A 25,598-nucleotide genomic window follows, 5' to 3' on the forward strand; every position below is an offset into this window, starting at 1 on the left:
CTACTGCGTCGGAGGGACGAAGAAGTCGCTGTTCAGGATCATGAGGTCGTCGCGGGAGAGGTCTCGGATGGAGCTCTTCCCAATGCCGTACATGGTCTCCCGAATGCCGTTCCTCAAAATGTCGAGCACCTCGTACACGCCGGCCTCTCCGGAGACCGCGAGACCATAGAGGTACGCACGACCGATGAAGACCGCCTTCGCTCCGAGCGCCAGCGTCTTCACCACGTCGGATCCGCGGCGGATGCCGCCGTCCGCCATGACCTCGATCTGGTCCCCCACCGCATCGACGATGTAAGGAAGGTAGCGCAGCGGCGACGGGCTCCCGTCGATGTTGTTGCCGCCGTGATTCGAGACCGAAATCGCATCGGCGCCCAGATCGACCGCGAGCTTGGCATCACGGATCGTGTTGATCCCCTTAACCATGAACGGGCCACCCCAGAGCTCCCGGAGCCATTTCACGTCTTCCCAGGTCGGCGCAGGGGTCTGCTCGAACACCGACCAGGCCGATCCGAAGCCGGGAATGTCCTGCTTGTCGCGCCCCCAGAGATTGGGGACCTTGACGTCGGGGATCCGGCCTTCCCGCAAGAATCCGCTGAGCCAGCGCGGGCGGGCGAGGCCCGCAGGGCCAAACCGCATGAGCGTCTTCAACCCCATGTTCGAGGGCGGCGCCGGCGGCACGCCCCAGTCCCGACGAGGTGTGTGCGACCAGTCGAGCGTGACGATCAATGCCTTCGCTCCCTGCTCCTTGGCGTCGAGTACCCGCTTCTCGATCTCTTCCCTTGTTCCGACCCAGTAGAGCTGGAAGAACACGTTCTGGTTCACCTTGAGCAGATCGGCCAGCGAGTCCGTAGCCCACGAGCTCAGTCCCATCGCCGTTCCCTGCCTGGCGGCGGCACTCGCAGCGGCGACCTCGCCGCCGGGATGGATCATCTGGGCGCCGACCGGGGAGACGATCACCGGGAAATCGATCTCGACCCCCATGATCGAGGTCTTCATGTCGAATGAGGTGGGGCGGTCGAAGACCGTGGGGGAGAAGCCGAGCTCGGTGAAGGCACGCTCATTATCCGCCGGGGTGAGACCCTTCTCGTTACCGGCCTTGACCGCGAGCCAGACCGGCTTCGGAAGCCGCCGCATGGCAAGGCGTTCTGCTTCAGCGAGATTCTTGAACGGAACTCGTGTGCTCATGTCTCGTCTATCTCCATTGATTCCATATCGCTGCTCGGCGATGCCGCGCTGACCACTTTGTCCAGGATGACCCGTTCTAAACATCGTTAGATAAAGGCGACCTGCACACCACTATCTACCATTGGTTAGAAGTTTTCAAGATAAACATTTTGCGAGAATGAATCTAGAATGTAACAATCGTAAAACTCAGCGAAATCCTCAACGATGGAGTCCAGCGATGTCGCACCCCCCGTACGACCAGACGACAACCCCATACGCCACGGCTCTTGATGCCCAGGCGACACGCAACACCGTGAACCTGATGGTCCCCGGCCACGGGGCTACGCCGGATGGACTCTCGGAGGAGCTCAGTCGGTTCTGCGGGGAGCGTGCCCTCGCGATGGACATCCCACCCTTGATCAACGGAATCGACGTCGGCCCGGATTCGCCGTTCATTCGGTCGACCCGTCTCGCTGCTGAAGCCTGGGGAGCTCGACGCACCTGGTTCCTCGCTAATGGTGCGTCGCAGGCGAACCGCATGGCAGCCCTCGCCCTCGCGGGTATGCGTTCCGGAGACACCGTGATCGCGCAGCGCAGCGCGCACTCCAGTTTCACCGACGGGGTCCTCCTCGGTGATCTGGTCCCCCGATTCGTCTTCCCGAGCATCGATGAAGATCGCGGCATCAACCACGGTGTCGATCCGCGCGCACTCGACGAAGTGCTGACGCAGGCAGCACGGGACGACGCGTCGGTCGCCGCCGTCTACGTCATCACTCCGAGTTATTTCGGGGCTGTCGCCGATGTCGCATCTCTCGCAGAGGTGGCACATCGACACGGTGCGCCACTCGTCGTAGACGGCGCGTGGGGCTCGCACTTCGGATTCCATCCGTCCCTCCCCGAGTCGCCTACCAGGTTGGGCGCCGACCTCACTGTCTCGAGCACGCACAAGCTGGGTGGCAGTCTCACCCAGTCGGCCATGCTCCACCTCGGTGAGGGGCCCTTCGCGGCGGAGCTCGAGCCGATGCTCGATCGCGCCTACATGTTGACGCAGTCCACGAGCGCGAGCGCGCTACTGCTCGGTTCCTTGGATGTGGCGCGTCATACTCTGGTGCACGGCGAGGAACTCATCGGCAAGACGCTGACCGCTGTCGAAGAGCTGCGGAACCTCCTCAGAAGAGATGGTCGCTACTCGATCATCTCCGATGAGTTCACCACCTTCCCCGACATCGTCGCACATGATCCCCTGCGTGTTTCCATCGATGTCTCCGTGACCGGCCTGAGCGGTCATCGCGTTCGCGACATCCTCGGGACCGACTACGGCATCTACCTCGAAATCTCGACGGCTCAGGCGGTGGTGGCGTTCGTCGGGCCAGGAAAACAACCCGACCTCGCGCGCTTCTCACGAGCCCTCTTCGAGATCGCTGATCACGCGAGCAGAACGTCGATCCGAGGGATTCTCGATTTCCCCCCGCTCCCTCAGCCTGGACCGATGACCATGCGCCCCCGCTCGGCCTATTTCTCCCGACATGAGGTCGTATCCGCAACCGAGGCCATCGGTCGCACCTCCGCCGATTCCTTGGCCGCTTATCCCCCCGGCATTCCGAACGTCATTCCCGGCGAGGAGATCACCGCCGAGACCGTCTCCTTCCTCCAGACGGTCGCCGCGTCGCCCATCGGGTACGTCCGCGGTTCACTCGACGCCTCCCTCACTCGATTCCGGGTAGTGGCTGAGAAGATCTGAGCCACGCCCCCTGGGCGATCCTGACCACGCGAACAGCGGCCCGTCTCGTGGAAGGATAGGGGCCATGACCGAGCTGCCCCGCCTCATCGCATTCGACCTCGACGACACCCTGGCACCCTCGAAATCCCCGGTCGACCCGCGCATGCTCGCCGTGTTCGCGCGGCTGCTCGGGCGCACCGCCGTCGCCGTGATCTCGGGGGGCAACTTCGAGCAGTTCCAGACGCAGCTGGTGGACCGGCTCGACGCGTTCGAGGGCGTCGACGAGGCCGCCCTCGAGCGCCTGCACCTGCTGCCGACCTGCGGCACACGCTACGAGCGGCGCGAGGGCAGCCGCTGGGTTACCGTCTACCGCGAGAACCTCTCCCCCGAGGAGCGCGACGCCGCGCTCACCGCGCTCCGCGAGGAAGCCGAGCGGCTGGGGCTGTGGGAGGCCGAGCCCTGGGGTGAGATCCTCGAGGATCGCGGATCGCAGGTCACCTTCTCCGCTCTCGGCCAGCGCGCCCCCGTCAACGCCAAGCAGGAGTGGGACCCCGACGGCGCGAAGAAGAGCGCGCTGCGCGCGGCGGTGGCGGATCGGCTGCCCGGCCTCGAGGTCCGCAGCGGCGGCTCGACCTCGGTCGACATCACGCGGCGCGGGATCGACAAGGCCTACGGTATGCGCAAGCTCGAGGCGCACACGGGGATCGCGCTCGACGACATGCTGTTCGTGGGCGATCGGCTCGACCCCGACGGTAACGACTACCCGGTGAAGGCGCTCGGCGTGGCCTGCCACGAGGTCGAGGGCTGGGAGGACACCGCCGACTACCTCGAGCGCCTGCTCGCCGACTGATCCCGGCCTGCATCTCCTGCTTCCCCCGCTTCCCGCTTTCCCCGCTCCTGCCCCCGCTTTCCCCGCTTCCACCCGCTGTCCCAGGCTCGCCCCCCCCCACCTCCGCGCACAGATCGGCCTTTAAGCACAGCGGATCGCGGGTTTCGGTGTGCTTGAAGGCCGATCTGTGCGTCTAGGCAGAAGGCCCAGGCAGGGCGGGGCGCTCCAGGCAAGGCGGAGCGCGCCAAGCAGGAGGAGCGCACTAGCCGGGGCGGGGCGCGGCTCGCTGGAGCGGAACCATGGCGCGGGCGAGACGCCCCCTGAAGCGCGAAGAGGGCGCCCTCTCGGACGCCCTCCCTGCAGGTAGGCCGGTGGACCCGGCGGTATCGTGTCGGTCAGGCCCCGACCTCGGTCTGCGCCGCCGGCGCCAGACCGAGCACCTCTCCGGTCTCGGCGAGCGTCGCCGCTGCCGCCGCGGCCTCGCCGTTGACTCCCTCGCCGAGCGCGGGGATCTGCTGTCTGAAGGCACTCTTCCAGCGCCGCTCGAACTGCTCGGGGAAGCAGCGCTGCAGCACCCCGACCATGGCGTGCACCGCGGTCGAAGCGCCGGGCGAGGCGCCGAGCAGGCCCGCGATCGAACCCTCGGCACCGGTGATGACCTCGGTGCCGAACTGGAGGATGCCGCCCTTCTGGGGATCCTTCTTCATGACCTGCACGCGCTGGCCAGCGGTGATCATCTGCCAGTCCTCGGTGCGGGCGGTGGGCATGTACTCGCGCAGCGACGCCATCTGCTTCTCGCGGCTCGCGAGCACCTCGCCGAGGAGGTACTTCTCGAGCGAGAACTCGGTGAGGCCGACCTTGAGCATGGGACCGAGGTTGTGGGCGCGCACGGATCCCGGCAGATCCCACCACGAGCCCTTCTTCAAGAAGTTGGGGCTGAATCCGGCGTAGGGCCCGAAGAGCAGGCTTTCCTTGCCGTCGACGATGCGGGTGTCGAGGTGGGGCACCGACATGGGGGGTGCGCCTACCGCGGCCTTGCCGTACACCTTGGCGCGGTGCTGCTTCACGATCTCGGGGTTGTCACACTTGAGGAACTTGCCGCTGATCGGGAAGCCGCCGAAGCCCTTGATCTCGGGGATACCCGAGGTCTGCAGCAGGGGCAGCGCGCCGCCGCCGGCGCCCACGAACACGAACTTGGCGTTGACGATGGTGCGGCCGTGGCCGGAGAGGTTCTCGACGTGCACGTTCCAGGTACCGTCGGCCTGGCGACGCAGTTTGGAGACGCGCTGCTCGAGGTGCAGATTAGCGCCCTCGGCCACGAGGTGATCGATGAGCTGACGGGTGACGGCGCCGAAGTCGACATCGGTGCCGCTCTCGGAGCGGGTGGCCGCGAAGACCTCGTCCTTGGCGCGGCGGTCGACGAGCAGGGGCGCCCACTCGGCGATCTGCGCGGGATCCTCGCTGAACTCCATGTCGGAGAACAGGGGCTCGCTCTTCAGCAGCTCATAGCGCCGACGCAGGTAGTCGACGTTCGCCTCGCCGCGCACGAAGGTCATGTGCGGGGTTGCATTGATGAACGATGAGGGATCGCGCAGCACGCCCTGCTTGACGAGCGATGACCACCACTGCCGCGACAGCTGGAACTGCTCGTTGATGTCGATGGCCTTGGACGCCGAAAGGCTGCCGTCCTTGCCCTCGGGCATGTAGTTGAGCTCGCAGAGCGCGGCGTGGCCGGTGCCCGCGTTGTTCCAGGCGTTGCTGCTCTCGGTCGCAACCTGGGAGCGGGATTCGAAGATCTCGATCGACCAGTCGGGCTGGACCTGCTTGATCAGAGTGCCAAGAGTGGCGCTCATTACGCCACCGCCGACGAGGACGACGTCTACCGTGTTCTTACTCACGGTCGCCCAGTCTACCCCTCCCCGAGAGAGGCGGCGCCCCCGCAGCACACGGCACCGCGGCCCGGCCGAACCCGAGGGAGCGCGCAGACCATTCCTCCGTCACAACCCGGCCTGCTTACGGGCGTTCTGCAGCGTTTCGGCAGCCGCATCGACCACCCGGGTGTATCCGAGTCGGGCCCCCTCACTCGCACGCTGGCCGCCCGCCACGACGGGACGCACCTCGCCGGCGAGACTGATCTCGCCGAAGGCGGCGAGATCGTGCGGCAGCGGCCGGTCCGTGATGGCGGAGAGCACCGCGAGCGCGATCGCGAGGTCGGCAGCCGGCTCGACAAGTTTGACTCCGCCGACGGTCGACACGTACACGTCCTGGTCGTGCAGTCGCGCGCCGACTCTGCGCTCGAGCACGGCGAGGATCATCGCCACACGGGAGGGGTCGACGCCACTGGTCACGCGTCGCGGGTTGGGGGTCGCGCTCTTCGCGACGAGTGCCTGCACCTCCACGGGCAGCGCTCTCCGCCCCTCCATGGCCACGGTGGCGCAGGTACCGCTCACGGGGGCCGCGGACCGGCTGAGGAACAGTCCGCTCGGGTCGGGCACCTCTGCGATACCGCGATCCTGCATCTCGAAGCAGCCGACCTCGTCGGTCGGCCCGAAGCGGTTCTTGAGGGTGCGCAGGAACCGGAGCGAGGTCTGCCGGTCGCCCTCGAAGTGGCAGACCACGTCGACGAGGTGCTCGAGCAGGCGCGGCCCCGCCACCGAACCGTCCTTCGTCACGTGCCCGACGAGGATCACCGGGGTGCCCCGCCCCTTCGCCACTCTGATGAGCGCCGACGCGACCTCGCGCACCTGCGCGGGGCCACCCGCGGATCCGTCGACCTCGCCGCTCGCGAGCGTCTGCACCGAGTCGACGATCACGAGTGCGGGGTCGACCGCCTCGATATGACCGAGCACGGTAGCGAGATCGGTCTCGGCCGCGAGGAACAGCGTGTCGTGCAGCGCCCCGGTGCGCTCGGCGCGCATGCGGATCTGCCCCTTCGACTCCTCGCCACTCGCGTACAGCACCCGAGCCCCCGCGGACGCAGCCCGCGCCGCGGCGTCGAGCAGCAGGGTCGACTTGCCCACGCCGGGTTCGCCCGAGAACAGGATCGCCGCCCCCGGCACGACGCCACCGCCGAGCACCCGATCCAGCTCTCCGATGCCCGTCTGCCGGTGCTGCACCGACTCCCCCGTCAGCTCGGTGATGGGACGCGCCTCACGACCCGCCCCCGGCGCCACGGCACGGGTCGTGCGGGCGAGCGACGCTCCCGCTGCGACCCGCTCCTCGACCGTACCCCACTGCTGGCACTCCCCGCAGCGCCCGACCCACTTCGAGGTCTGCCATCCGCACTCGGTGCACACGTACCCACTGCTCGTTTTCGCCATACGGCGAGCCTAACGGCGGCCTCCGACATTCACGGGCCCGCCCGCTTCGACAAGCTCAGGGACGAAGTCACCTATTTCTTGAAGAGGTTGCGCAGCACCTGGTTCACCACGGTGCGCACGCCCGAGGTCACCACGGATCCGACCCGGTCCGCGGCTTTCTTCGCCGCCGCGGCGCGCTCGCGTTCCCGTCTGGCTTCCTCCTGCTCGCGCTTCCGCGCCGCGGCCGCGGCCTCGCGCTCGGCCTTCCGCTCAGCTGCTGCCGCGACCTTCTCCGCCTCTTTCGCTGCGGCTGCGGCCTCCTTCTCGGCCGCGATCCTGGCCTCCTCCTCAGCCCGGGCTGCCTCCGCCTCCGCCGCCCGTTCCTCGAGCATCTCCTCGGCCGACCGCTCGTCCACGGCCTCGCCGTACTTCGGCTGCAGCGGCGACACCAGCACCGTCGCCTGCACGGTGACCGCGGGGGCGGGGTCCATCGCTCCCTGCGGCGCGCGCAGCCGCGTCCACGCCACGGGAGTCGGGGCCCCCTTCTCCCCCATCACCGTCACGATCGCCTCGCCCGTGCCGAGCGACTGCAGCACCTCGGCGAGCTCGTAGCCCGAGGTCGGGTACGTCGAGACGGTCGCTTTGAGGGCTTTCGCATCGTCGGGCGTGTGCGCCCGCAGTGCGTGCTGCACGCGCGAGCCGAGCTGAGCGAGCACGTCGCTCGGCACGTCCTTCGGTGTCTGGGTGACGAAGAACACTCCGACCCCCTTGGATCGGATGAGGCGCACCGTCTGCGTGATCTGCTGCAGGAACGCCTTCGACGCATCGGCGAAGAGCAGGTGCGCCTCGTCGAAGAAGAACACGAGCTTCGGCTTGTCCTGATCCCCCACCTCGGGCAGCGTCTCGAAGAGTTCGGAGAGCAGGAACATGAGGAAGGTCGAGAACAGCGCGGGCCGATCCTGCACTCCCGGCACCTCGAGCAGATTCACGATCCCGCGCTCGGTCCCGTCGGCATCCACGACGGTGCGCAGCAGATCGGCCGTGTCGAAGGCGGGCTCGCCGAAGAAGGCGTCGGCGCCCTCGGCCGCGAACGCGATGACGTTGCGCTGGATCACCCCGACCGTCTGCCTGGAAAGACCGCCGATCCGCGCGATCTCGACCTTTCCTTCCTCCCCTGTCAGGTAGGCCAGCAGCGCCTGCAGGTCGTCGAGGCCCACGAGCGGCAGCCCCTGCTCGCGGGCGTAGTAGAAGATGAGGCCGAGGCTCGACTCCTGCGTCTGGTTGAGCCCGAGCACCTTGGCGAGCATCACCGATCCGAATTTCTCGATCGTGGTGCGGATCGGCACGCCGACGCCCATGCCGCCGAGCGTGAAGAACTCGGTCGGCGAGGCGCGGGGCTGCCACTCCTGCCCGATACCGGCGGTGCGAGCAAGGAGCTTCTCGTTCGGCGCCCCCGCCACGGCGATGCCCGAGAGGTCGCCCTTTATATCCGCGGCGAACACCGGCACGCCGTGAGCCGCCACCTGCTCGGCGAGCACCTGCAGCGTGCGCGTCTTACCCGTGCCGGTCGCCCCGGCGATGAGGCCGTGCCGGTTCAGCATGCCGAGCGGGATCGTGATCTGCACGTCGGCACGCGGCTCGCCGTTCACGAGCGCCCCGAGGGCGAGCATCGTCGCACCGCCCGCGGAGGAGCCCGGGTAGCCCTCCCGCACCGTCTGGATCTGCTCCTCGGTCAGTGGTTCACCCATGCGCTAGCTCCTTGCGTGTGTGCTACCGGTAGATTCACAGACTATCCGCTCGGCTTCGGCGAGGGGACGTGCCGTTTCACCGAAATCGAGCGGGCATTCACCACGGGAAAGGGGGAAGGCAGGGCCTCAGCGACCCATCGCCGCCCGCCATCTCCGCCGCACGCCCGAGTCGAGCCGCTCCCAGCTGCGATCGCGGATGAAGATCGAGTCGATCGCGATCATGGTCAGCGAGAACCAGGGCAGCCCCATGAGCACGCCGATCATCACGTGGAATCCCAGGATGCCGAAGAGCGCGATGAGCCGGGTCGGCCGCGAGAGCAGCGCGAGCAGGAACGCGGCCTGCAGCAGGATCGACCCCCAGGTGCCGATCGCGACCATCGGCCCCCACGCGGTGATGAGGTCGCTGAGCACGGGCCAGGTGCCGAACCGGGCCGTGTGCAGCGGGTCGTAGACCGCTCGCCCCTCGGCCCACGGCGCGCCCTGCGCCTTGTACAGCGCACCGGAGGCGTACACGAAGGCGACCTGGGCGGTGAGCGCGATGAGGGCCAGATTGTGCAGCGCGGTGCCGATCAGGTTCGGTGAGGATCCGGGGGCGAACCACTCCTGCTTCGCGCGGCGGCGGGCGTCGAACGACCAGCGTGCGGCGGCGTCGGTGAAGAACATGAGGATCATGGCGATGCGGAACATGTTGTCGCCCTGATCGCCGACCATGTCGTTCATCTCGATGAAGCTGATCCACCCGATGAAGAAGACGGGGAGCACGATCCGGAACCGCCATCCGAGCGCGAACAGCACCGCCAGCACGATGAGCAGGATGTAGAGCACCGTGAAGGCCGCATCGTTGGCCGCGACCGCGTGGAACGCGCTGAAGAGCCAGATCTTCGGGAAGTCGCTGACCGGCTCGGCGATCTCGCCGTTCCAGGCCGACCCCGACCCGAACGTGTAGAGGCGGGTGCTGAAATTCGAGACGAGCAGCCCGAAAGCGGTGACACCGAACACGATGCGGGTGACGGCGATGCCGTACAGCGCCTTCTTGCCGTTGAACAGCCAGTTCTCGAAGAAGGCGAGCGCGTCGCCGATCGTGTTCGCGAACGAGAGCCAGGCGGCCGCGATGACGCTGCCGATGAACGAGAAGAAACGCGCCACCGGCGTGCCGGCCTGGGCGGATCCGGATCCCGATCCTTCCTCAGATCTCACGGCCTCGAGGCGATCGGCGTCGTTCGCCGCCGACCCCGCGCGTTCGGCGCCGGGCGCGGCTTGGGTGCGCGTACGCTGCTTGCTCATCGCGTGATCCTCTCGAACTGACCGCGGAACACTTCGGCGAAGTTGCCGTCGTTCTGCCCCTCTTCGACGATCGGCGCCCGCCAGCCGGGCAGCACGACCGTCGGTTCCGGGCGCTGCGCCTGCGGGTTGTGACGCTCGGCGAACGGCACGATGTTCTGGCGGCTCACCCTGAACTGCACCTTCTCGACGTCGTCGCCCCAGATCGCGCGAGCCACCTGGGTGGCGTAGGCCGTGGTGCGGTGCTCCTCGGCGAGCAGCTTCGTGATCTCGGCGGTGTTGCCGGCTTGCGCGTTCGCTCCGTCCGCGGCCTGCGGATCCGGCTGCTTCTCGAGAGCTGCCTGCAGGCCCACCTCCCAGTTCTCGACGACGAAGTCCCCGCCGACGACCGTGCGCTGAGTTGCGTACAGCTTGTCATAGGCGCCCTTGTAGTTGGAGGCGACCTCGCTCGACTGAATGCCGGCCCGGGGTGGAAAGAGGTTGTATCGGATCATCGACAGCTCGACATCGGTGGCGCTCACCCAGCCCGTCTCGCTGCCGTCGGCGAGGGTCGCCCGCACGTTGAAGTGATAGTCGCCGTTGATCGGCTCGGGCGCGAACACGCTCCACGACTGGCCGAAGAAGGGGATCATGTAGGAGCTGAGGGTGCTCTGCCCGCCCGGTACGATCTCGCGAGCGTTGGCGCTGTACGGCGCGATCCACAGGAACGACGCCAGAATGTGCCACGCGGTGAACAGTGCGGCCGCGAGGGCCACGAGCCGTACCCAGACCTTGGGCTTGGGTGCGGGCTTCGCCGGGGGCGCCTCACTGCGGACCCCGGCATCGTCCCGAGACGCCGCGGAAACCGGATCTTCGCGCTCCGGTGTTCTCGTGTTCGGCATGGCTCCCCCATAGCTCTCAATGCGTGTCAAAACTCGATGCGGTGCGGTCGCCTTCTCGATCCCCTGCGACCACAGTGCCTCCACTTTATGGGGTGGCGGCGTCTCCCGAAAACCAGAGCGTGGCCGGGGTCGCCGATCGGCGTCCCCGGCCACGCGGATCGGGGGCCGCGCCCGAAGGCGCGACCCCCTCACCGGTTATCTCAGCGGCCCGCGTTCGCGGTGCGGCGCCTCGCGACGACCACACCCGCGGCTCCCGCGAGCAGCAGCATCAGACCGGCAGCGGCGATGAGGCCGCCCTGGTCGGCACCGGTGCGAGCGAGATCCTTGGCGCTGGCGTGAGCCGCACCCTCGGACGCACCCTGGCTGCTGGCCGAGGCGGAGGCCGATGCCGCCGCGTTGGCCGTCGATGCAGCCTTCGCCTGCTGGCTGGCAGCAGCCTCTGCAGCGGATGCCGCATCGGCCTCGGCCGTAGCCGAAGCGGTAGCCGACGCCGTGGCATCAGCCGAAGCCTCGGCGCTCGCCTGAGCCGCAGCGCTCGCAGCGACGTTGGCGTCTGCCGAGGTGTCCTGCGACGCGTTCTGCGACGCGTCTGCCTCGACATCGGCGCTGGCTGCAACCTGGGCGGCGGCCTGAGCCGCAGCCTGGGCGCTGACATCCGCGGCAGCGGACGCCTCGGCGGTCGCCGAGGTCGAGGCGTCGGCGGTCGCCGAGGTCTCAGCAGCGGTCTCAGCGGCAGCGTCGGCGGAGACATCGGCCTGGGCCGATGCGGCTGCCGAAGCAGATGCGTTCACATCGGCGTCGGCGTCAGCCTCTGCCTCGGCCTCAGCGCTCGCGCTGGGGTCGGCGTCGGCGGTCGCGGTCGCGTCGGGATCGGCCGTCGCGGTCGCGGCTGCGCTCGGATCAGCATCGGCGCTCGCGTTCGCATCGGCCGAAGCCGAAGCCGAAGCGGTAGCCGACGAGGTCGCCTGCGCGGCAGCCTCCGAAGAGGCCTCCGAAGCAGCCGAAGCGTCCGCGTTGGCAGCGGCCGAAGCAGCAGCCGACGCGTCGGCGTCCTGAGCGGAGTCGGCGGTCGAGTCAGCCGAGGCCTGAGCCGAAGCGGAAGCAGCGGCCTGCGTGTTCGCCGAAGCCTCGTTCGAGGCGTCAGCCGTCGCAGCGACCTCAGCAGCAGCGTTCGCGCTCACATCGGCGGCAGCCGACGCGGTCGTGTTCGCGTCCTCATCGGCAGCAGCCTCAGCGGCAGCTTGAGCGGCAGCGGTCGCCTCGTTATCAGCAGCGGCATCAGCCGAGGCCGAAGCGGAAGCCGAAGCGTTGACATTCACGTCAGCGTCAGCAGTCGCGTTCGCGTCAGGGTCGGCGTCCGCGGTTGCGGTCGCGTCGGGATCAGCCGTCGCGGTCGCAGTCGCATCCGGGTCAGCCGTCGCGGTCGCAGTCGCATCCGGGTCAGCCGTCGCGGTCGCAGTCGCATCCGGGTCAGCCGTCGCGGTCGCAGTCGCATCCGGGTCAGCCGTCGCGGTCGCAGTCGCATCCGGGTCAGCCGTCGCGGTCGCAGTCGCATCCGGGTCAGCCGTCGCGGTCGCAGTCGCATCCGGATCAGCCGTCGCAGTCGCAGTCGCATCCGGATCAGCCGTCGCAGTCGCAGTCGCATCCGGGTCAGCCGTCGCAGTCGCGGCAGCCGTCGGATCGGCAGTCGCGTTCGCATCTACGTCGGCCGAAGCCGTGGCAGAGGCGGTGGCCGAGGAGGTAGTTTCAGCAGCGGCCTCCGAGGAAGCGGCAGCAGCAGCCTGCGCGTCAGCGGTCGCCGCAGCCGAAGCAGCAGCCGACGCATCGGCGTCCTGAGCGGAATCAGCGGTCGAGTCGGCCGAAGCCTGAGCCGAAGCGGAAGCAGCCGCCTGCGTGTTCGCCGAAGCCTCGTTCGAGGCTTCCGCGGTCGCCGCAACTGCAGCGGCAGCGTCGGCGGTCACGTCCGCGGCCGCCGAAGCGGTCGTGTTCGCGTCCTCATCGGCAGCAGCCTGAGCCGCGGCCTGAGCCGAGGCGTTGCTGTTGTCGTCGGCCGTCGCCGAAGCGGATGCCGAAGCCGAAGCGTTCACATTCGCACCGGCGTCGCCCTCGGCCTCGACGACCGTGCTCGCGTCAGCGGTACGGCCGGAGGTCTGGCCCTCAGCAGAGAAGCCGGCCTCGCCCACGGGGTAGTCGGCGGGGACATCCCAGGTCGTCTCGATCGCGCCGTTCTCATCGGCGGTCACCGTGGTAGTGGTGCCGTCGGGAAGGGTGATCTCCACGTCCTCTCCGGGCTCGAAGCCCGCGCCGGTCAGCGTGACGGTGCCGCCCTGCAGCACCGGGTTCGGCGAAGCCTGGAGCGTCGCCGGCACCTCGTCGAGAGCGTCGACGGTCGACGATCCGAGCTGCAGAGACACAGCGCCGTTGGTCGCGACGTTCGGCAGGAGGCTGATGCTCAGCGCACGAACCGTGAAGCTGCCCTCGCCGAAGTCACCCTGGCCGCCGGCCAGCGTCGGCTGCTCGTTGATCGTGATGGTCAGCAGGTTCTGCAGCAGCGGCTCGAGCGCGGAGATCACGGGAGCGACAACGCCCTCGACCACCGTCATGAGCGCGGGCTGCACGTTCTGAACGGCGGTGCTCACGAGCGGATCGAGAATCTCGCCGCCGATGGTGGTCAGCGTCGAGGTCAGCAGATCGACGACCGGCTGCAGCAGCGTGCCGATGTTCACCGGAATCGGAAGGCCCGGCAGCAGCGTCACACCCTCGACGTTCACAACCGGAGCGTCGTATCCCTCGGCGCCGATGAGGCTGCCGATGCTCGTGTTGACGGTGATCGGTCCCTTGGCCACGTCGAGCGTCCCGAGGAGGTAGTTGACACTCAGGCCCACCTCGACATCCAGGGTCACCGCGAGGTCGTAGATCCCCTGGGTGATGAGGTCCACGGCCTTGGTCACGAGCGAGTTCGGGCCGTTGCCGATGAGCGCATCGCTCACACCGTCGAGAATCGCGGTGACAGTGGCGTCGTCGAGCACCGGGGTGTTCGCGGGGAGGGTGCTCAGGCTCGTCGCGCCCGAGCCATCCACCACGAGCCGATCCAGATCCACGTGGATCGTGCCGTCGGCGAGGCTGATCGAGACCGATCCCTCGGCGTTCTCGAGCGGGGTCTGCAGCAGCGCCTCACGAACCTCGGTCGTCAGAGACGTCGTGTCGACACCGAAAGCGTTCAGCTGCGCATCGACCAGGGGAAGCCCGTCCAGCGTGTTCACCAGGTTGGCGATCGCGGTGCTGAGGGCACCTCCGTCCTGAATCGCTGCTTCGATCGGTGCGAGGATGCCACCGACCGCGCCGTCGATCTCACCGGTGAGATCCGCCACGAGCGGGCTCTTCACATCGAGGCCGAGGCCCGAGAACATGTACTCGCTGGTGACCTCGCCCGAGACGGAGTCCGCGCGGGATCCGAGTGCACCGATGCTCACCGAGGCTTCACTCAGCACCGTATTCACGAGTTCGTCGCTCAGCACCTGCCGCAGCAGACCGGTCGCATCGAGCTTGCCGCGCTCGAAGTTCGCGCCGTTTCCATCCGCATCGAAATCGAGCGAACCGTCGGCGTTGATGAGACCGGAGGAAGCGGAAGACTCCGTCAGCGAAGGCGACGACGACCAGCTCGAGATCGCTCCGAGGTTGCCGAGATGCAGCAGGCCGCCGTTCGTGCCATCGCCGATCAGCGGCAGGTTGATCCCGCCGAGGTCGACGTTGAGCAGGCCGAGCGCCTCGAGATTGAGCGATTCGGTGTTCGGTCCGGCGTTGTCCGGGAACTCGCTGAGCGAGGACGCGGTACCTGCTACGTCCAGAGAAAGCGCGTCGAGCCACAGAGCGTGGCCGTGCGCGGCCGAGTCGGCGGTGATGTCGACCGTGTCCGCCGAGGCAGTGAGCGGCGCGATCGCCACCCCTCCTGCCACAGCGGTCACCGTCGCCGCGCCGAGCGCAAGAGCACGGAAGCCGCGTCTGCGGCTCCGTCTCTTTAGTTCGTTCTTATTTTCCAAGAGACTCCCCAGTCATCTCGTTGTTTGGCAATGGTCCAGTGCGCGCCTCCGCCGCCGCACGAAGACCGTGCGAGGACGCAGAGACACCCGAACTGAGACTCTCAGCAAAGGTTCAGGAGGTCCACGAGTCTCCGCAGCCCGCACGTTCCCACCGATCACTACTCATTCGCAGACCGATCAATACTGAGATAGAGAGGTAGGATCCCTGAGATGATGCGGGCGTGTCGCATAACGGAACGGCCACGCCGTGCGCAGCCGCCGGAAGCAAGCCCGAAGAACCATCTAGTGTGGTGCATGTTCAGTAGCACATTTGTTGGGGAACTTTTGTGGGGGAACTGCTGAACGATCAAGGGGGAGCATCATGCAGGGGGCGATTGAAGCGACCGACAAGGAGGTCCGGGAGACGATCCTGCGTCATGTTCTCAGTACCTCCGATCCGGTCCTTGTGACGGGGCCGAACGGCAGCGGCAAATCCCACCTGTTGCGCTCGCTCTCAGCGTCGCTCTCCGAGCACGATGTACAGCACTTCATCGTCGAGGGCACCGACCCCGATGCCGCGCAACGCATCGAACAGCTGCCGCCCGGCGCGCTGACACTCGTCGATGACTGCGAATTCGCCTCGTCCGAAGCGCTGCGGGCGATGGCCGAACGCGTTGCCGCGGGATCGAACGTGCTCGCCACGATCACCGAGTCATCCGCTTCCACGGGGTACGGCGAGCGCATGCGGCGCCTCCACGAGCGGTTCCCGGAGGCGAGGAGCATCCTCGAGCGCATCCAACCGATCCGGCTCGAACCGCTCTCCGACGACCAGATCGCCCGGCTCGTGCATCGAGCCAGCCCCGAGCCGCTGTCATCGGTGACGGTCGCCGCCATCCAGCAGCTCTCCTGGGGGCTGCCGGGCGCCGCACTGACGCTGCTGCAATTGCACCGCAGCGGATCCCTCTCGAGCACGCCGCGCCCCAAGATCCTTCGCACGCACGCCTCCGACCTGCATCTGTCGACGCTGCACCACCCCATCCGCATGGCCGAAGCGCAACTCACCTCCGAGCAGATCGCCGCGGCCGTCGTGCTCTCCGAGATCGGCCCGCGCAGCCGCAGCGGTATCGCCGACGTCTTCGGGGCTGAGACGCAGTCGAGGCTCTTCGACAGCGGCCTTCTGCTCCCCCACCCCGACTCACCGGGACTCTTCGGAGTGCCGGGACTCTACGCCGCAGCCGTGCGCAGTCTGACCACACCCGATACGCTCGGACGCGTTCGGCAGAGCACCGCGACCCACCTGCTCTCACAAGAGGCCTACGGGATCCCGCTCCCCGACCACGAGGCGATCTTCTGCGCCGGCGTACTCAGTCGCAACGATCGATCCATCGCCTCCGATCCTCTGCTCAGCGAGCAGCACGCATCCTTCCTGAAGCGTGTAATCGGCGATCTTGTCAACTTCGGCGAGGGCGCGAGGGCCCGCGATCTGCTCCTGCGCCTGGGCCAGCAAGGCCCGGGCCTCTGCCCCCTCGCCCGCGCGAGACTCGTCACCGTGCTCCGCGACGCGCATGTGGGGCTGCAGTCGCTTCTCGGCGCGACTCCGCCGCACGGCAACTGCGACCTCCCACCGACGGAGCCTGAGAAGAGGATCGCCGCAGGCTTCCTACGGAGCAACCTGGCAGCGGAGGTCGGCCTGCCGTTCGAACCCGATCCCGATATCACTCCCGACGACCCGGAGTGGTCGGACGCACAGCTGGTGATCCGACGCTGGAACGACGCGGAGCCGCTCGCCGAAGACGCTCCTGAACTGCTGCGGATCGCACGCACTCACCCGCGACCCGAGATCTCACTGCTGGCGCAGCAGTTGCTCTCCTTCGAAGCGGCGCTGAACGGCGTGCGCTACCGCTCTTTCAACGTCGACGATGTCGAACCGCGGATCGCCCGCCTCGCGGTCCACGCCTCCGAGAGCCTGCGAGATGTCCTCTCGACGGCGGTCGTCGCGCAGAGCGTCATCCGGTTCTTCTCACCCGGGCTCGCCGACGATGCTCCCCGGCTGCGCAACCTCGTCGACCGGCTCCCGGGATCCTCCCGCCACCGCATCTGGCTCACCCACCTCTTCGCCGCCCGCACGGCCTTCCTCCACGGCGACCTGACGCGCTCGCTCTTGGAGTGGGAGGGCTTCGCGGATCGTCTTCCTCGCTTCATCGCCTTCCGCCTCACCGACTTCATCAGAAACGTGAGTCACCTGTCGTTCGACCAGGATCAGAACCCGCAAGCGCTGCGGCTGTACAGCACGCAGGTGCTCATCTACTTCTCCGGGCAGCTCGACAGCGTACGGGCGGAGGCCTTCGCCGATCCCGCATCACCCGCGGGCCGCGCGCGAATCGGCTCAGGGGACCCTGGAGAGTTCGAAGCGCTGCCGCACCAGGGGCCGATCCGCGCGCATCTCGAGGCCCTGCGCGCCCAGAATCCGGCAGCGCTGCTCCGCGCGGCCGAGAGCCTCGAGTCCCTCGGCTTCCGGGCACCCGCGGCGTACGCGCTGCGGGAAGCCCGACGCATCTTCCTGCGGCGTCGCGCGAGCGGCAGTGTGACCGCGACCGATGCGCGCCTCGCCGCTCTTCGTACCAGCGCCGCGCGAAGCGTGCCCTGGTTCAACGCCGACGCGATCTCCACGCCGCCTCGCGAACGGCTCACCCCGCGCGAGACCGTCACCGCGCAACTCGCGGCCGAGGGCCTCAGCAACCGCGAGATCGCCGAGCGCATGCGCTGCAGCGTGCGCACCGTCGAATCGCACCTCGCGCAGGCGCGCGCCAAGCTCGGAGTCTCGAGCAGAGAGGCGATGAAGGCGCGACTCGGCAATCTCATCAGCGGCGAGGAAGCCCGCAAGGCGGGTGCGGGGGCCGGACCGTCGGGGTCGGGGGCCGTTCCCGGTTCGGCGGCCGGGTCGAGGCCAGGGTCACCCCTGGCTGGGACCCGCCGCCGCTGAGATCTGCAGCGCTGCCCATTGGACACGCCCGATGTTCCCGCCTCGATTCGCGTTGCGCAACCGGATGCCGTATTCTTTTTCGCGGTGACGTGTCCGAGCGGCCGAAGGTGCGACTCTCGAAAAGTCGTGTGCGGTAACCCCGCACCGTGGGTTCAAATCCCACCGTCACCGCCAGAGCGAAGGCCCCGAGATCCTTGAGAAGTCAACGGATCCGGGGCCTTCGTCATGTGTCGCGTCAGGCGAGCCGCTCCCAGAACTCCCGCAGCTGCTCGCTCTTGCGGAAGACGATGGTGTCCCATTCCTCATCGGTGGTCGCGCTGTCGGCGAAGTCGGACGGCACCTTGAACAACTGCAGGGGCACCCCGAGACGCTCGCACACGCTCGCGTAGGCGTACGCCTCCATATCGACGAGCGAGGCACCGAGACCCGCGATACGAGCGCGCTGCGCGTCGTTCTGCACGAAGACGTCCCCGGTCGCGATCACGGCGGTGCGCTCGGGGGGCAGGATCGCGGGGCCCGCCGGACGCAGCTCCGGCGAGGGCAGCGAGAAGTCGTGCTGCACCACGCCCGTGATCTGGTAGACGTCCTCGAGGCTCGGTCGCTCGGGTCCGTCGCTCACGACCCCCGCCGTGCCGAGCACCACCACCTGGTCGATCCCGCCCGCGGCGAGCGCGGCCGCGAGCGACACCGCGGCGTTCACCTTTCCCACGCCAGTCACGAGGTGCGGCACGTCGGCGAACGCCGAGGCCTCATCTCGATGCGCGAAGACGAGCAGCGTGGTGGATTGTGGCATGGGAACTCCTCACGGCGCGGGTTGCCGATCGACGCGGATCTCGGGGATTCCGCGTGCCACTGCGATGTCATGGCGGAGGAATCTTCGAACCACACTAGCGTTTTTCGAAGACATGTTCTAAACTGTAGAACTGAGCTTGTGAGCGACCCGCGTTTCCGCCCGAAGCAATCGGACAGATTCAAGGCGTCGAGAGATCAACTCCGCGAGTCCCGCGAAGCTCAGCAGCACGGTCCGGCCCTTCCACACGGCCGCCTTGGCATGAGCCGTGCGCACACCGTAATCCGGCGCACCACGGTGGTGCGCCCTCGAAAGGACTCATCATGGAAACCACCAACATCATCGATCTGCAGCAGAGGCGCGAACGCCCCCTGCGCACCCCCTACCACTCCCTCGGCGCTGACCACGAGATGCTCGTGCCCGACTGGGCGCAGCACCGCTCCGTGTACCGCTCTCAGGGGCGCACCCTGTATCTGGTCGAGACCGACCGCCTCGACGAGGCCCGCGACGATCTTCGCCGCCTCGACCAGGTCGGCTGGGAAGTGCACGTGACTGAGGATCCCGAAGCTCCGCGCGGTTCCCGCGCGCGCATCGCCCTCACGCGGCGTGACCTCGTTCGCGCTGCCTAGCCACCCTCTTGTGAGCCGGTCGCGCGATCCGCGCACCGGTTCGCTCCAGTGGGAGTCGCGACGCGCCGCCTCGCTCTTCGTGAGGCAGTGTGTCGCGACTCCCACTTCGCGCTTATACCGCCCGTGCGGCTCCTCGCTACACTGGCGGCATGAGCGATGTCGAACTTGCCGAGGTTGAGAGCTTCTCCCTGGACCACACGAAGGTGCTCGCCCCCTACGTGCGCCTGATCGGTGTGGAGCACGGCCCGAAGGGCGACGCGATTTCCAACTACGACATCAGGCTCGTGCAGCCGAACCGAGGAGAGATCCCGACCGCCGGCCTGCACACCATCGAGCACACGATCGCCGGGCTGCTGCGAACGCGCCTCGACGGGCTCATCGACATCTCGCCCTTCGGCTGCCGTACCGGCTTCCACATGATCGTCTGGGGCGAGCCGACCCCGGAGCAGGTGGGCGCGGCCATCAAGAGCTCGCTCGAGGATCTGGTCGAGCGAGTGACCTGGGACGACGTGCCCGGTACCGAGGCCGTGAGCTGCGGCAACTACCGCGACCACAGCTTGCACTCCGCGAAGGAGTGGGCGAAGCAGGTGCTGGATCAGGGCATCAGCCTCGACGCGTTCGACCGCTCCCGCCTGGCGTAGCCTCTGCGCCGCCCAGAAGGAAAAGACAGAACGGGGAGTCCCATATTGCTGCGATCCGCACTCGGGCAGCAGCAATATGGGACTCCCCGTTCGCGCGCGAGCGCGCGGCGTCTACGCGACGAGCACGTCGAGCGCGGTCTCGAGCGCCCCGTCGACCGCGCGCGTGACGACCTCGCGGTAGGGGTCGTAGCCGTCCATCGACTCGTCCTGCGCCGCGAGCGGGTTGCCGTCGATCGCGAACACCGCGCCGGTCTCGATGCCGTGCAGCGACGCGATCACGAACAGCGCAGCGGCCTCCATTTCGACGGCGACCGCGCCCGCGCGCTGCCACATGCGCAGGTCCACGCCGGTGATCACGTCACTCGGATAGAACATGTCGCCCGTCACGACGATGCCGCTGTGCACGTCGAGGCCGGTCTCGGTCGCGGCGCGCTTCAGCGCGATCGTGAGCTCGGGCGTGGCGAGGGCGGGAAACTCGGTGGGCACCAGCTGGTGGCTCACCCCGTCGGCTCGCACCGCGCCCGTCGCGACGACGATCGCACCGTCGACCACGTTCGGCTGCATACCTCCCGCGGTGCCCGAGCGGATGATCCGGGTCACTCCGCCGCGGGCCAGCTCCTCGAAGCAGACCGCCGCGCCTGCCGCGCCGACACCGTGCGAGGCGACCGTGACCGGAACGCCTCGGCGCGTACCGGCATACACGTGGTACTCGCGGTTCGCCGAGAGCTGTCGCACGTCATCGAGGCGCTCGGCTACGCGGGCCGCACGGGCGGGATCACCGACCACGAGGGCGCGCTCTGCGAGATCGGAGACGCGAGCGCGCAGGAGCGGGAGTTCGGCGTCGGCGGGAAGTCGTACGGGCATATGATTGGCCTTTCGGTCGGGGCGATCAGGGGCTGGGATCGGGAACTGAGGGTCGGTAGCAGATCCACCGTATATTCCGCAGGTCACATATTCTCTCCGGCGGCCTCCTCGCCGATGGCTCCCTCAGCTGCGGCTCGCAAACGAGCCCGCGCCTGGGCCGCCCGAGCACGGATCGCGGGGGCGTCGAGCGTCAGGTGCTCACCGTCGGCGTAGATGTGCCGCCCGCCCACGAAGACGTGCCGCACGTCGGCACCTGTCGCACCGAAACCGAGGTGCGAGACGAGCGCACCCGGCTCCGCTGCGAGATCGAGCGGAGTGGCTGAGGATCCCGATACGTCGAGCGCGATCACGTCGGCGAACCGTCCGACCTCCAGCGCGCCGGAGTCGGGGAAACCGATCGCCTCGGCCCCGCGGCGCGTGGCGATATCGAGCATGTCCGCGGCCCGCACGATCGAGGCGTCCTGGTGGGCACCGCGATGCAGAATGGTACCGGTCTTGATCTCCTCGAACAAGTCGAGGGTGTTGTTGCTGGCGACCGAGTCGGTGCCCAGCGACATGCGCAGCCCGGCCCGTTGCCAGGCCGGCAGCGCCGCGATGCCGTTGCCGAGTTTGAGGTTCGAAACGGGGTTGTGGCTCACGGCGGTGCCTGTGGCGGCGAACAGCTCGATCTCGCTCTCGGTGAGGTGCACGCAGTGCGCCGCGAGCACGTCGGCTTCGAAGAGGCCGAGCGCGTCGAGATGGGCAGCCGGAGTCGCACCGTACTGCTCAGTGATCTGCGCGACCTCCGCGGCGGACTCCGAGATGTGGGTGTGGATCGGGATCCCCCGCTCGATCGCCCGTGCGGCGACCTCGCGCAGGAAGTCTGGCGGGCAGGTGTAGGGGGCGTGCGGGCCGTAGGCGATGCGGATCTGCGCATCGCCCGCGTATCGCTCCGCGAGCGCCTCCGTCTGCTCCGTCGCCTCGGCGCCGTTCCAGGACGAGACCCCCGGGAAGCCGACTGCTTCAGGTGCGAACGACGCCAGCGCGACCATCGCGCGCATGCCCGCAGAGCGCACCAGCTCGACGAGCGGCTCGTCCCAGTGGTACATGTCGGCGAAGGCGATCGTGCCCGTCTCGATCATCTCGACCATCGCGAGTTGCAGCCCGACCTCCACGTCCTCGTGGGTGAGGTGCTGCTCGAGCGCCTGCACCGCAGCGAGCCAGGGCATGAAGCCCTCGTCGTCGGAGACGCCTCGCAGCAGCGTCATCGCGGAGTGGGTGTGACCGTTCACCAGGCCCGGCATGAGCACGTGCCCCGTCAGATCGTGCGTGACGCGGCCGGAATGCGCGGGGACGCCCGTCTCATGGATGCCCGAGGCGCTCTCGAACCTCGAAGCGCCCGGTTGAGCGCCATCGAGATTCGCGATGCTCTCCGGCCTCGCGGATCCCGCGTAGGTGATGCGCCCGTCGGCATCGAATGCGAGCTCGGCGTCGACCACCACCCCGCCGGGGGTGAGCATCGCGTCGGCTCTCAGTACGGTCTCGGTCATCGCGCCTCCCTGTGATCCACGCCCACTGTATCGTCAGCCTCGGACAGGCACGGCGATCCACTACCACCCGGGGGTGGCGAGCATGCCTCCGTCGACCGCGAGATCCTGCCCCGTGATGAACGAGGCCGCTGACGACGCCAGCAGCACGCAGGCATTGCCGATGTCGGCGGGAGTGGCAAGGCGGCCCAGCGGGGCGTGCGAGATCCAGCTCTCGACGCCCTCGGGCCACGCCTCGGCGAGCCCCGGCCGCTCCACGAGCCCGGGAGACACCGTGTTGACCCGGATCCCGGCCTCCCCGAGCTCCAGAGCGGCGGCACGCGCGTGCATCACGAGCCCGGCCTTCGCGACCGCGTAGTGCGCGTGCGCAGCGGCGGGCCGACTCGCCTCGATCGAGGCGATGTGGGTGATCCAGCGGTTCGGGCGGCCGCCCTCGACAGACTCAGGCAGCTCAGGTACTCGCATCTCGGCAGCCGCTGCCTGCGACAGCTCGAACACCGCGCCGAGATTGGTCGCGATCACCTCGTCCCACTCCTCGCGCGACGTCTCGGCGAGAAGCGCGAGCGGCTGGATGCCGGCGTTGTTCACGAGCCCGTCGAGGCCCCCGAGCGCGTGCACCGTCTCCTCCACGAGCCGCGCCGCGGCTCCCGCCTCCCCCAGATCGGCGCGCACCGCGACGGCGTCAGAGCCGTGCTCGCGCAGCTCCTCCACCAGGCGGAAGGCGGCGCCGACCGAGGCCGCTGACGCGCCCCGATAGTGCACGGCGACACGAGCACCGGCCGCGGCGAAGCGCCGCGCGATCCCGCCCCCGATCCCGCCGGAGGCGCCGGTGACCAGCACCCGCTGCCCGCCCAGGTCGGGCAGGCTCGCGTCCCGTGATGCGCGCGCACCGATACTCACGTCAGCCCCCCATCCGGCGCTGCCGCGACGAGTAGTCGCGCAGCGCGCGCAGGAAGTCGACCTCGCGCAGGTCTGGGTACAGTGCTTCGACGAAGTAGAACTCGGAGTGCGCCGACTGCCAGATCATGAAGTCGCTGAGGCGCTGCTCGCCCGAGGTGCGGATCACAAGGTCCGGGTCGGCCTGCCCGCGCGTCCACAGGTGCTCGCCGATGCTCTCGGGTGTGAGGTGCTCGGCGAGCGTGTCGATCGTGCCGCCGGCGGCCTGATGCTCGGAGATGATGTCGCGCACGGCCGCGGTGATCTCGCTGCGGCCGCCGTATCCGACGGCGAGGTTGATGTGCAGCCCCTCATGATCGAGGGTGCGCTGCTCGGCCTCGCTCAGAGCGTCTGCCAGCTCGGGCGAGAGCCCGTCGCAGGAGCCGACGTGCTTGACGCGCCAGCGCGGGTTCTCGGCGAGCTCCGCGGCGAGCCCGGCGATGATACCGAAGAGATCCTCGAGCTCCTGGCGATCCCGGGCCCGCAGATTGTCAGCCGAGAGCAGGTACAGCGTCGCCGTGCCGACGCCGGCGTCCTCGCACCAGCTCAGAAACTCGAGCACCTTCTGCGCGCCCGCGCGGTGCCCGAACGCCGCCCGCTCCTGCAACCGCTGCTTGGCCCAGCGCCGATTGCCGTCGACGATCACCGCGATGTGCTGCGGGACGCGGCGAGGATCGATCTCCCGGCGCAGGCGTCGCTGATACAGCCGGTAGAGCAGTCCGGCGCGCGGCGTCGTGGGCTGGGCGTTCACCCTCAGAGTGTATCGCCTGCGCGGTGAGGGTTTGCGGGGCGCCTGCCTGGGGATCCCCATATATATGCCCCGGCAGAACTGTATGGAACATACACTCGAAGGATGAGCACGAACGGCTCCTCCGAGGCCTCCCACCCAGTTTCCGAGCCCGGCGACCGGCGCCCGTTCCCCGAGCCCGACAGGCTGTCGCTGCCGCTGCTCGCCGACGCGCTCGACCACCCTCGCGATGCACCGCAAGGCGCGCCGTCGGACGAGCCGACCCCCACCCCGGCGACCGAACCGAAACCGCGCTGGCGCGGATGGATCCACGCGGGCATGTTCCCCGTGGCGACGGCCGCCGGTATCGTGCTCATCTCACTCGCGCACGGCCCCGTGGCGAAGTGGGCGGCCGCGATCTACATGCTCTCGAGCATGCTGCTCTTCGGCGTCTCGGCGCTGTACCACCGCTTCAACTGGAAGCCCAGCACCAAGCAGGTGTTCAGGCGCCTCGACCACGCGAACATCTTCCTCCTGATCGCCGGCACCTACACACCGATCGCGCTGCTCGCGCTGCCCCTCGACAAGGGTGTGCTGCTGCTCGTGCTCGTCTGGGCCGGGGCGCTGCTCGGCATCGGCTTCAGGGTGTTCTGGATCGGGGCCCCGCGCTGGCTCTACGTGCCCCTGTATCTACTGCTCGGCTGGGCCGCGGTGATGTACATGGTCGACATCTACCACGCGAGCGCCGCGGCGATGGTGCTCGTGATCGTGGGAGGTCTGCTCTACACGCTCGGTTCGGTCGTGTACGGACTCAAGCGACCGAACCCAGTGCCCGGCGTGTTCGGCTTCCACGAGATCTTCCACGCACTGACGGTGCTGGCGTTCCTCTGCCACTGGACCGCGGCCCTGCTGGTAGCGCTCGACCCCGTCTACCTGAGGTAGACGGGGTCGAGCCGGCATCCCTTCGGATCAGCCGGCGTTGCACACCTCGGCGAGATCCTGTCCCGCCTTCGTCAGGGCGTCGGCGCGCTCCTGCATCGAAGCGGAGGCCTCCTCGAGATCGGCCTGCATCTTCTCGAGGTCTTCCATGGCCGCGGGATCGGTCGGGTCGATCTCGTCCATGTTCGGGATCTCGAGGCCCGAGAGCTGCTCGACAAGACCGTCGAACTCGGAGCTCACCTTGCTCAGCGGGGTGAGGACCTCCTCGTTGGTGACCTTCTTCTCGGCGTCGGCGAGCGCCTCCTGCACCGGCTTGAACAGCTCGGCGTAGTCGGCATCGCCCGACATGGCCTCCTGCATCAGACTGCTCGTGTTCGCGTTGACCTCTTGCATGGCCTCGCTTGCGCTGCTGCACGCATCCGCGACGCTCTGTCCCCCAGAGCAGGCCGCGAGCGAGACCGTGAGCGCGGCTGCGGCGAGCGCGCCGCCGACGCGCGCGATCGTGGTGATCTTCATCTGGTTCCCCCCGGTAGTGCGTTTCCCGCCTGAGGTTCGCCAGGCCGGAATGTGACCTTCTCAGTCTAGTCACAGGTTCGCGACCCTTCCTTCCGATCCTACCCCC

General features: G+C 68.2%; 19 protein-coding genes and 1 tRNA gene. 7 read left to right on the forward strand and 13 right to left on the reverse strand.

Going from position 1 to position 25,598, the window contains the following annotated elements; translation table 11 throughout:
- Positions 1-1,185: a pre-mycofactocin synthase MftD gene (mftD, locus tag AC0KXF_RS10185; protein WP_473109076.1), complete on the reverse strand. Its 1,185-nt coding sequence runs from the start codon at positions 1,183-1,185 to the stop codon at positions 1-3.
- Positions 1,186-1,306: 121 nt separating this feature from the next.
- On the opposite strand from mftD, the gene AC0KXF_RS10190 reads away from it, so the two are divergent.
- A complete protein-coding gene (locus tag AC0KXF_RS10190; RefSeq protein ID WP_473109077.1) occupies positions 1,307-2,905 on the forward strand; it encodes an aminotransferase class I/II-fold pyridoxal phosphate-dependent enzyme in 1,599 nt (532 codons plus the stop codon).
- A gap of 64 nt (positions 2,906-2,969) precedes the next feature.
- Positions 2,970-3,734 carry an HAD-IIB family hydrolase gene (locus tag AC0KXF_RS10195; RefSeq protein WP_473109078.1) on the forward strand — a complete coding sequence of 255 codons (765 nt, stop codon included), beginning with the start codon at positions 2,970-2,972 and terminating at the stop codon, positions 3,732-3,734.
- A 374-nt stretch (positions 3,735-4,108) separates the two neighbouring features.
- Here AC0KXF_RS10195 and AC0KXF_RS10200 read toward each other — a convergent pair whose 3' ends face one another.
- The 6 genes from AC0KXF_RS10200 to AC0KXF_RS10225 form a co-directional block, all read right to left on the reverse strand.
- Complete coding sequence (locus AC0KXF_RS10200; protein ID WP_473109079.1) at positions 4,109-5,611, reverse strand: malate:quinone oxidoreductase; 1,503 nt, start codon at positions 5,609-5,611, stop codon at positions 4,109-4,111.
- Positions 5,612-5,710: 99 nt separating this feature from the next.
- Positions 5,711-7,033 carry a DNA repair protein RadA gene (gene radA, locus AC0KXF_RS10205; RefSeq protein ID WP_473109080.1) on the reverse strand — a complete coding sequence of 441 codons (1,323 nt, stop codon included), beginning with the start codon at positions 7,031-7,033 and terminating at the stop codon, positions 5,711-5,713.
- Positions 7,034-7,104: 71 nt separating this feature from the next.
- Positions 7,105-8,760, reverse strand: a complete 1,656-nt coding sequence (locus AC0KXF_RS10210; RefSeq protein WP_473109081.1) for a helicase HerA-like domain-containing protein — start codon at positions 8,758-8,760, stop codon at positions 7,105-7,107.
- 126 nt (positions 8,761-8,886) lie between these two features.
- Complete coding sequence (locus tag AC0KXF_RS10215; protein WP_473109082.1) at positions 8,887-10,044, reverse strand: HTTM domain-containing protein; 1,158 nt, start codon at positions 10,042-10,044, stop codon at positions 8,887-8,889.
- Positions 10,041-10,922: a DUF5819 family protein gene (locus AC0KXF_RS10220; RefSeq protein WP_473109083.1), complete on the reverse strand. Its 882-nt coding sequence runs from the start codon at positions 10,920-10,922 to the stop codon at positions 10,041-10,043. The genes AC0KXF_RS10215 and AC0KXF_RS10220 overlap by 4 nt, the downstream gene beginning before the upstream one ends.
- A gap of 200 nt (positions 10,923-11,122) precedes the next feature.
- Entirely contained in the window at positions 11,123-14,887 is a 3,765-nt protein-coding gene (locus tag AC0KXF_RS10225; RefSeq protein ID WP_473109084.1) for a choice-of-anchor G family protein, read from the reverse strand.
- Positions 14,888-15,323: 436 nt separating this feature from the next.
- On the opposite strand from AC0KXF_RS10225, the gene AC0KXF_RS10230 reads away from it, so the two are divergent.
- Positions 15,324-17,924 carry a helix-turn-helix transcriptional regulator gene (locus AC0KXF_RS10230; protein WP_473109085.1) on the forward strand — a complete coding sequence of 867 codons (2,601 nt, stop codon included), beginning with the start codon at positions 15,324-15,326 and terminating at the stop codon, positions 17,922-17,924.
- Positions 17,925-18,007: 83 nt separating this feature from the next.
- Positions 18,008-18,098, forward strand: a tRNA-Ser gene (locus AC0KXF_RS10235).
- A 61-nt stretch (positions 18,099-18,159) separates the two neighbouring features.
- Here the strand turns inward: AC0KXF_RS10235 and AC0KXF_RS10240 are convergent.
- Positions 18,160-18,717, reverse strand: coding sequence for a phosphorylase family protein (locus tag AC0KXF_RS10240; RefSeq protein WP_473109086.1), 558 nt, complete (start codon positions 18,715-18,717; stop codon positions 18,160-18,162).
- Between the two features lie 320 nt (positions 18,718-19,037).
- Between AC0KXF_RS10240 and AC0KXF_RS10245 the strand changes: the two genes are divergently transcribed.
- Together AC0KXF_RS10245 and AC0KXF_RS10250 are read left to right on the forward strand one after the other, a co-directional pair.
- A complete protein-coding gene (locus tag AC0KXF_RS10245) occupies positions 19,038-19,343 on the forward strand; it encodes a hypothetical protein (RefSeq protein ID WP_473109087.1) in 306 nt (101 codons plus the stop codon).
- A gap of 149 nt (positions 19,344-19,492) precedes the next feature.
- The gene (locus AC0KXF_RS10250; RefSeq protein WP_223043075.1) at positions 19,493-19,984 is read left to right on the forward strand and encodes an S-ribosylhomocysteine lyase; all 492 of its coding nucleotides are present in this window, start codon (positions 19,493-19,495) and stop codon (positions 19,982-19,984) included.
- A 111-nt stretch (positions 19,985-20,095) separates the two neighbouring features.
- Here the strand turns inward: AC0KXF_RS10250 and AC0KXF_RS10255 are convergent, their stop codons facing one another.
- The 4 genes from AC0KXF_RS10255 to AC0KXF_RS10270 form a co-directional block, all read right to left on the reverse strand.
- Positions 20,096-20,848: a nucleoside phosphorylase gene (locus AC0KXF_RS10255; RefSeq protein WP_473109088.1), complete on the reverse strand. Its 753-nt coding sequence runs from the start codon at positions 20,846-20,848 to the stop codon at positions 20,096-20,098.
- An 83-nt stretch (positions 20,849-20,931) separates the two neighbouring features.
- On the reverse strand, positions 20,932-22,377 hold the full coding sequence (locus tag AC0KXF_RS10260) for an amidohydrolase (RefSeq protein ID WP_473109089.1): 1,446 nt from the start codon (positions 22,375-22,377) through the stop codon (positions 20,932-20,934).
- Between the two features lie 60 nt (positions 22,378-22,437).
- A complete protein-coding gene (locus tag AC0KXF_RS10265; protein ID WP_473109090.1) occupies positions 22,438-23,274 on the reverse strand; it encodes an SDR family NAD(P)-dependent oxidoreductase in 837 nt (278 codons plus the stop codon).
- A gap of 1 nt (position 23,275) precedes the next feature.
- A complete protein-coding gene (locus tag AC0KXF_RS10270) occupies positions 23,276-24,061 on the reverse strand; it encodes an isoprenyl transferase (protein ID WP_473109091.1) in 786 nt (261 codons plus the stop codon).
- A 102-nt stretch (positions 24,062-24,163) separates the two neighbouring features.
- Between AC0KXF_RS10270 and trhA the strand changes: the two genes are divergently transcribed.
- Positions 24,164-24,979, forward strand: a complete 816-nt coding sequence (trhA, locus tag AC0KXF_RS10275; RefSeq protein ID WP_473109092.1) for a PAQR family membrane homeostasis protein TrhA — start codon at positions 24,164-24,166, stop codon at positions 24,977-24,979.
- A 27-nt stretch (positions 24,980-25,006) separates the two neighbouring features.
- Here the strand turns inward: trhA and AC0KXF_RS10280 are convergent, their stop codons facing one another.
- The gene (locus tag AC0KXF_RS10280; protein WP_473109093.1) at positions 25,007-25,492 is read right to left on the reverse strand and encodes a hypothetical protein; all 486 of its coding nucleotides are present in this window, start codon (positions 25,490-25,492) and stop codon (positions 25,007-25,009) included.
- Positions 25,493-25,598 lie beyond the last annotated feature (106 nt).

The organism is Leucobacter holotrichiae (assembly GCF_055791005.1).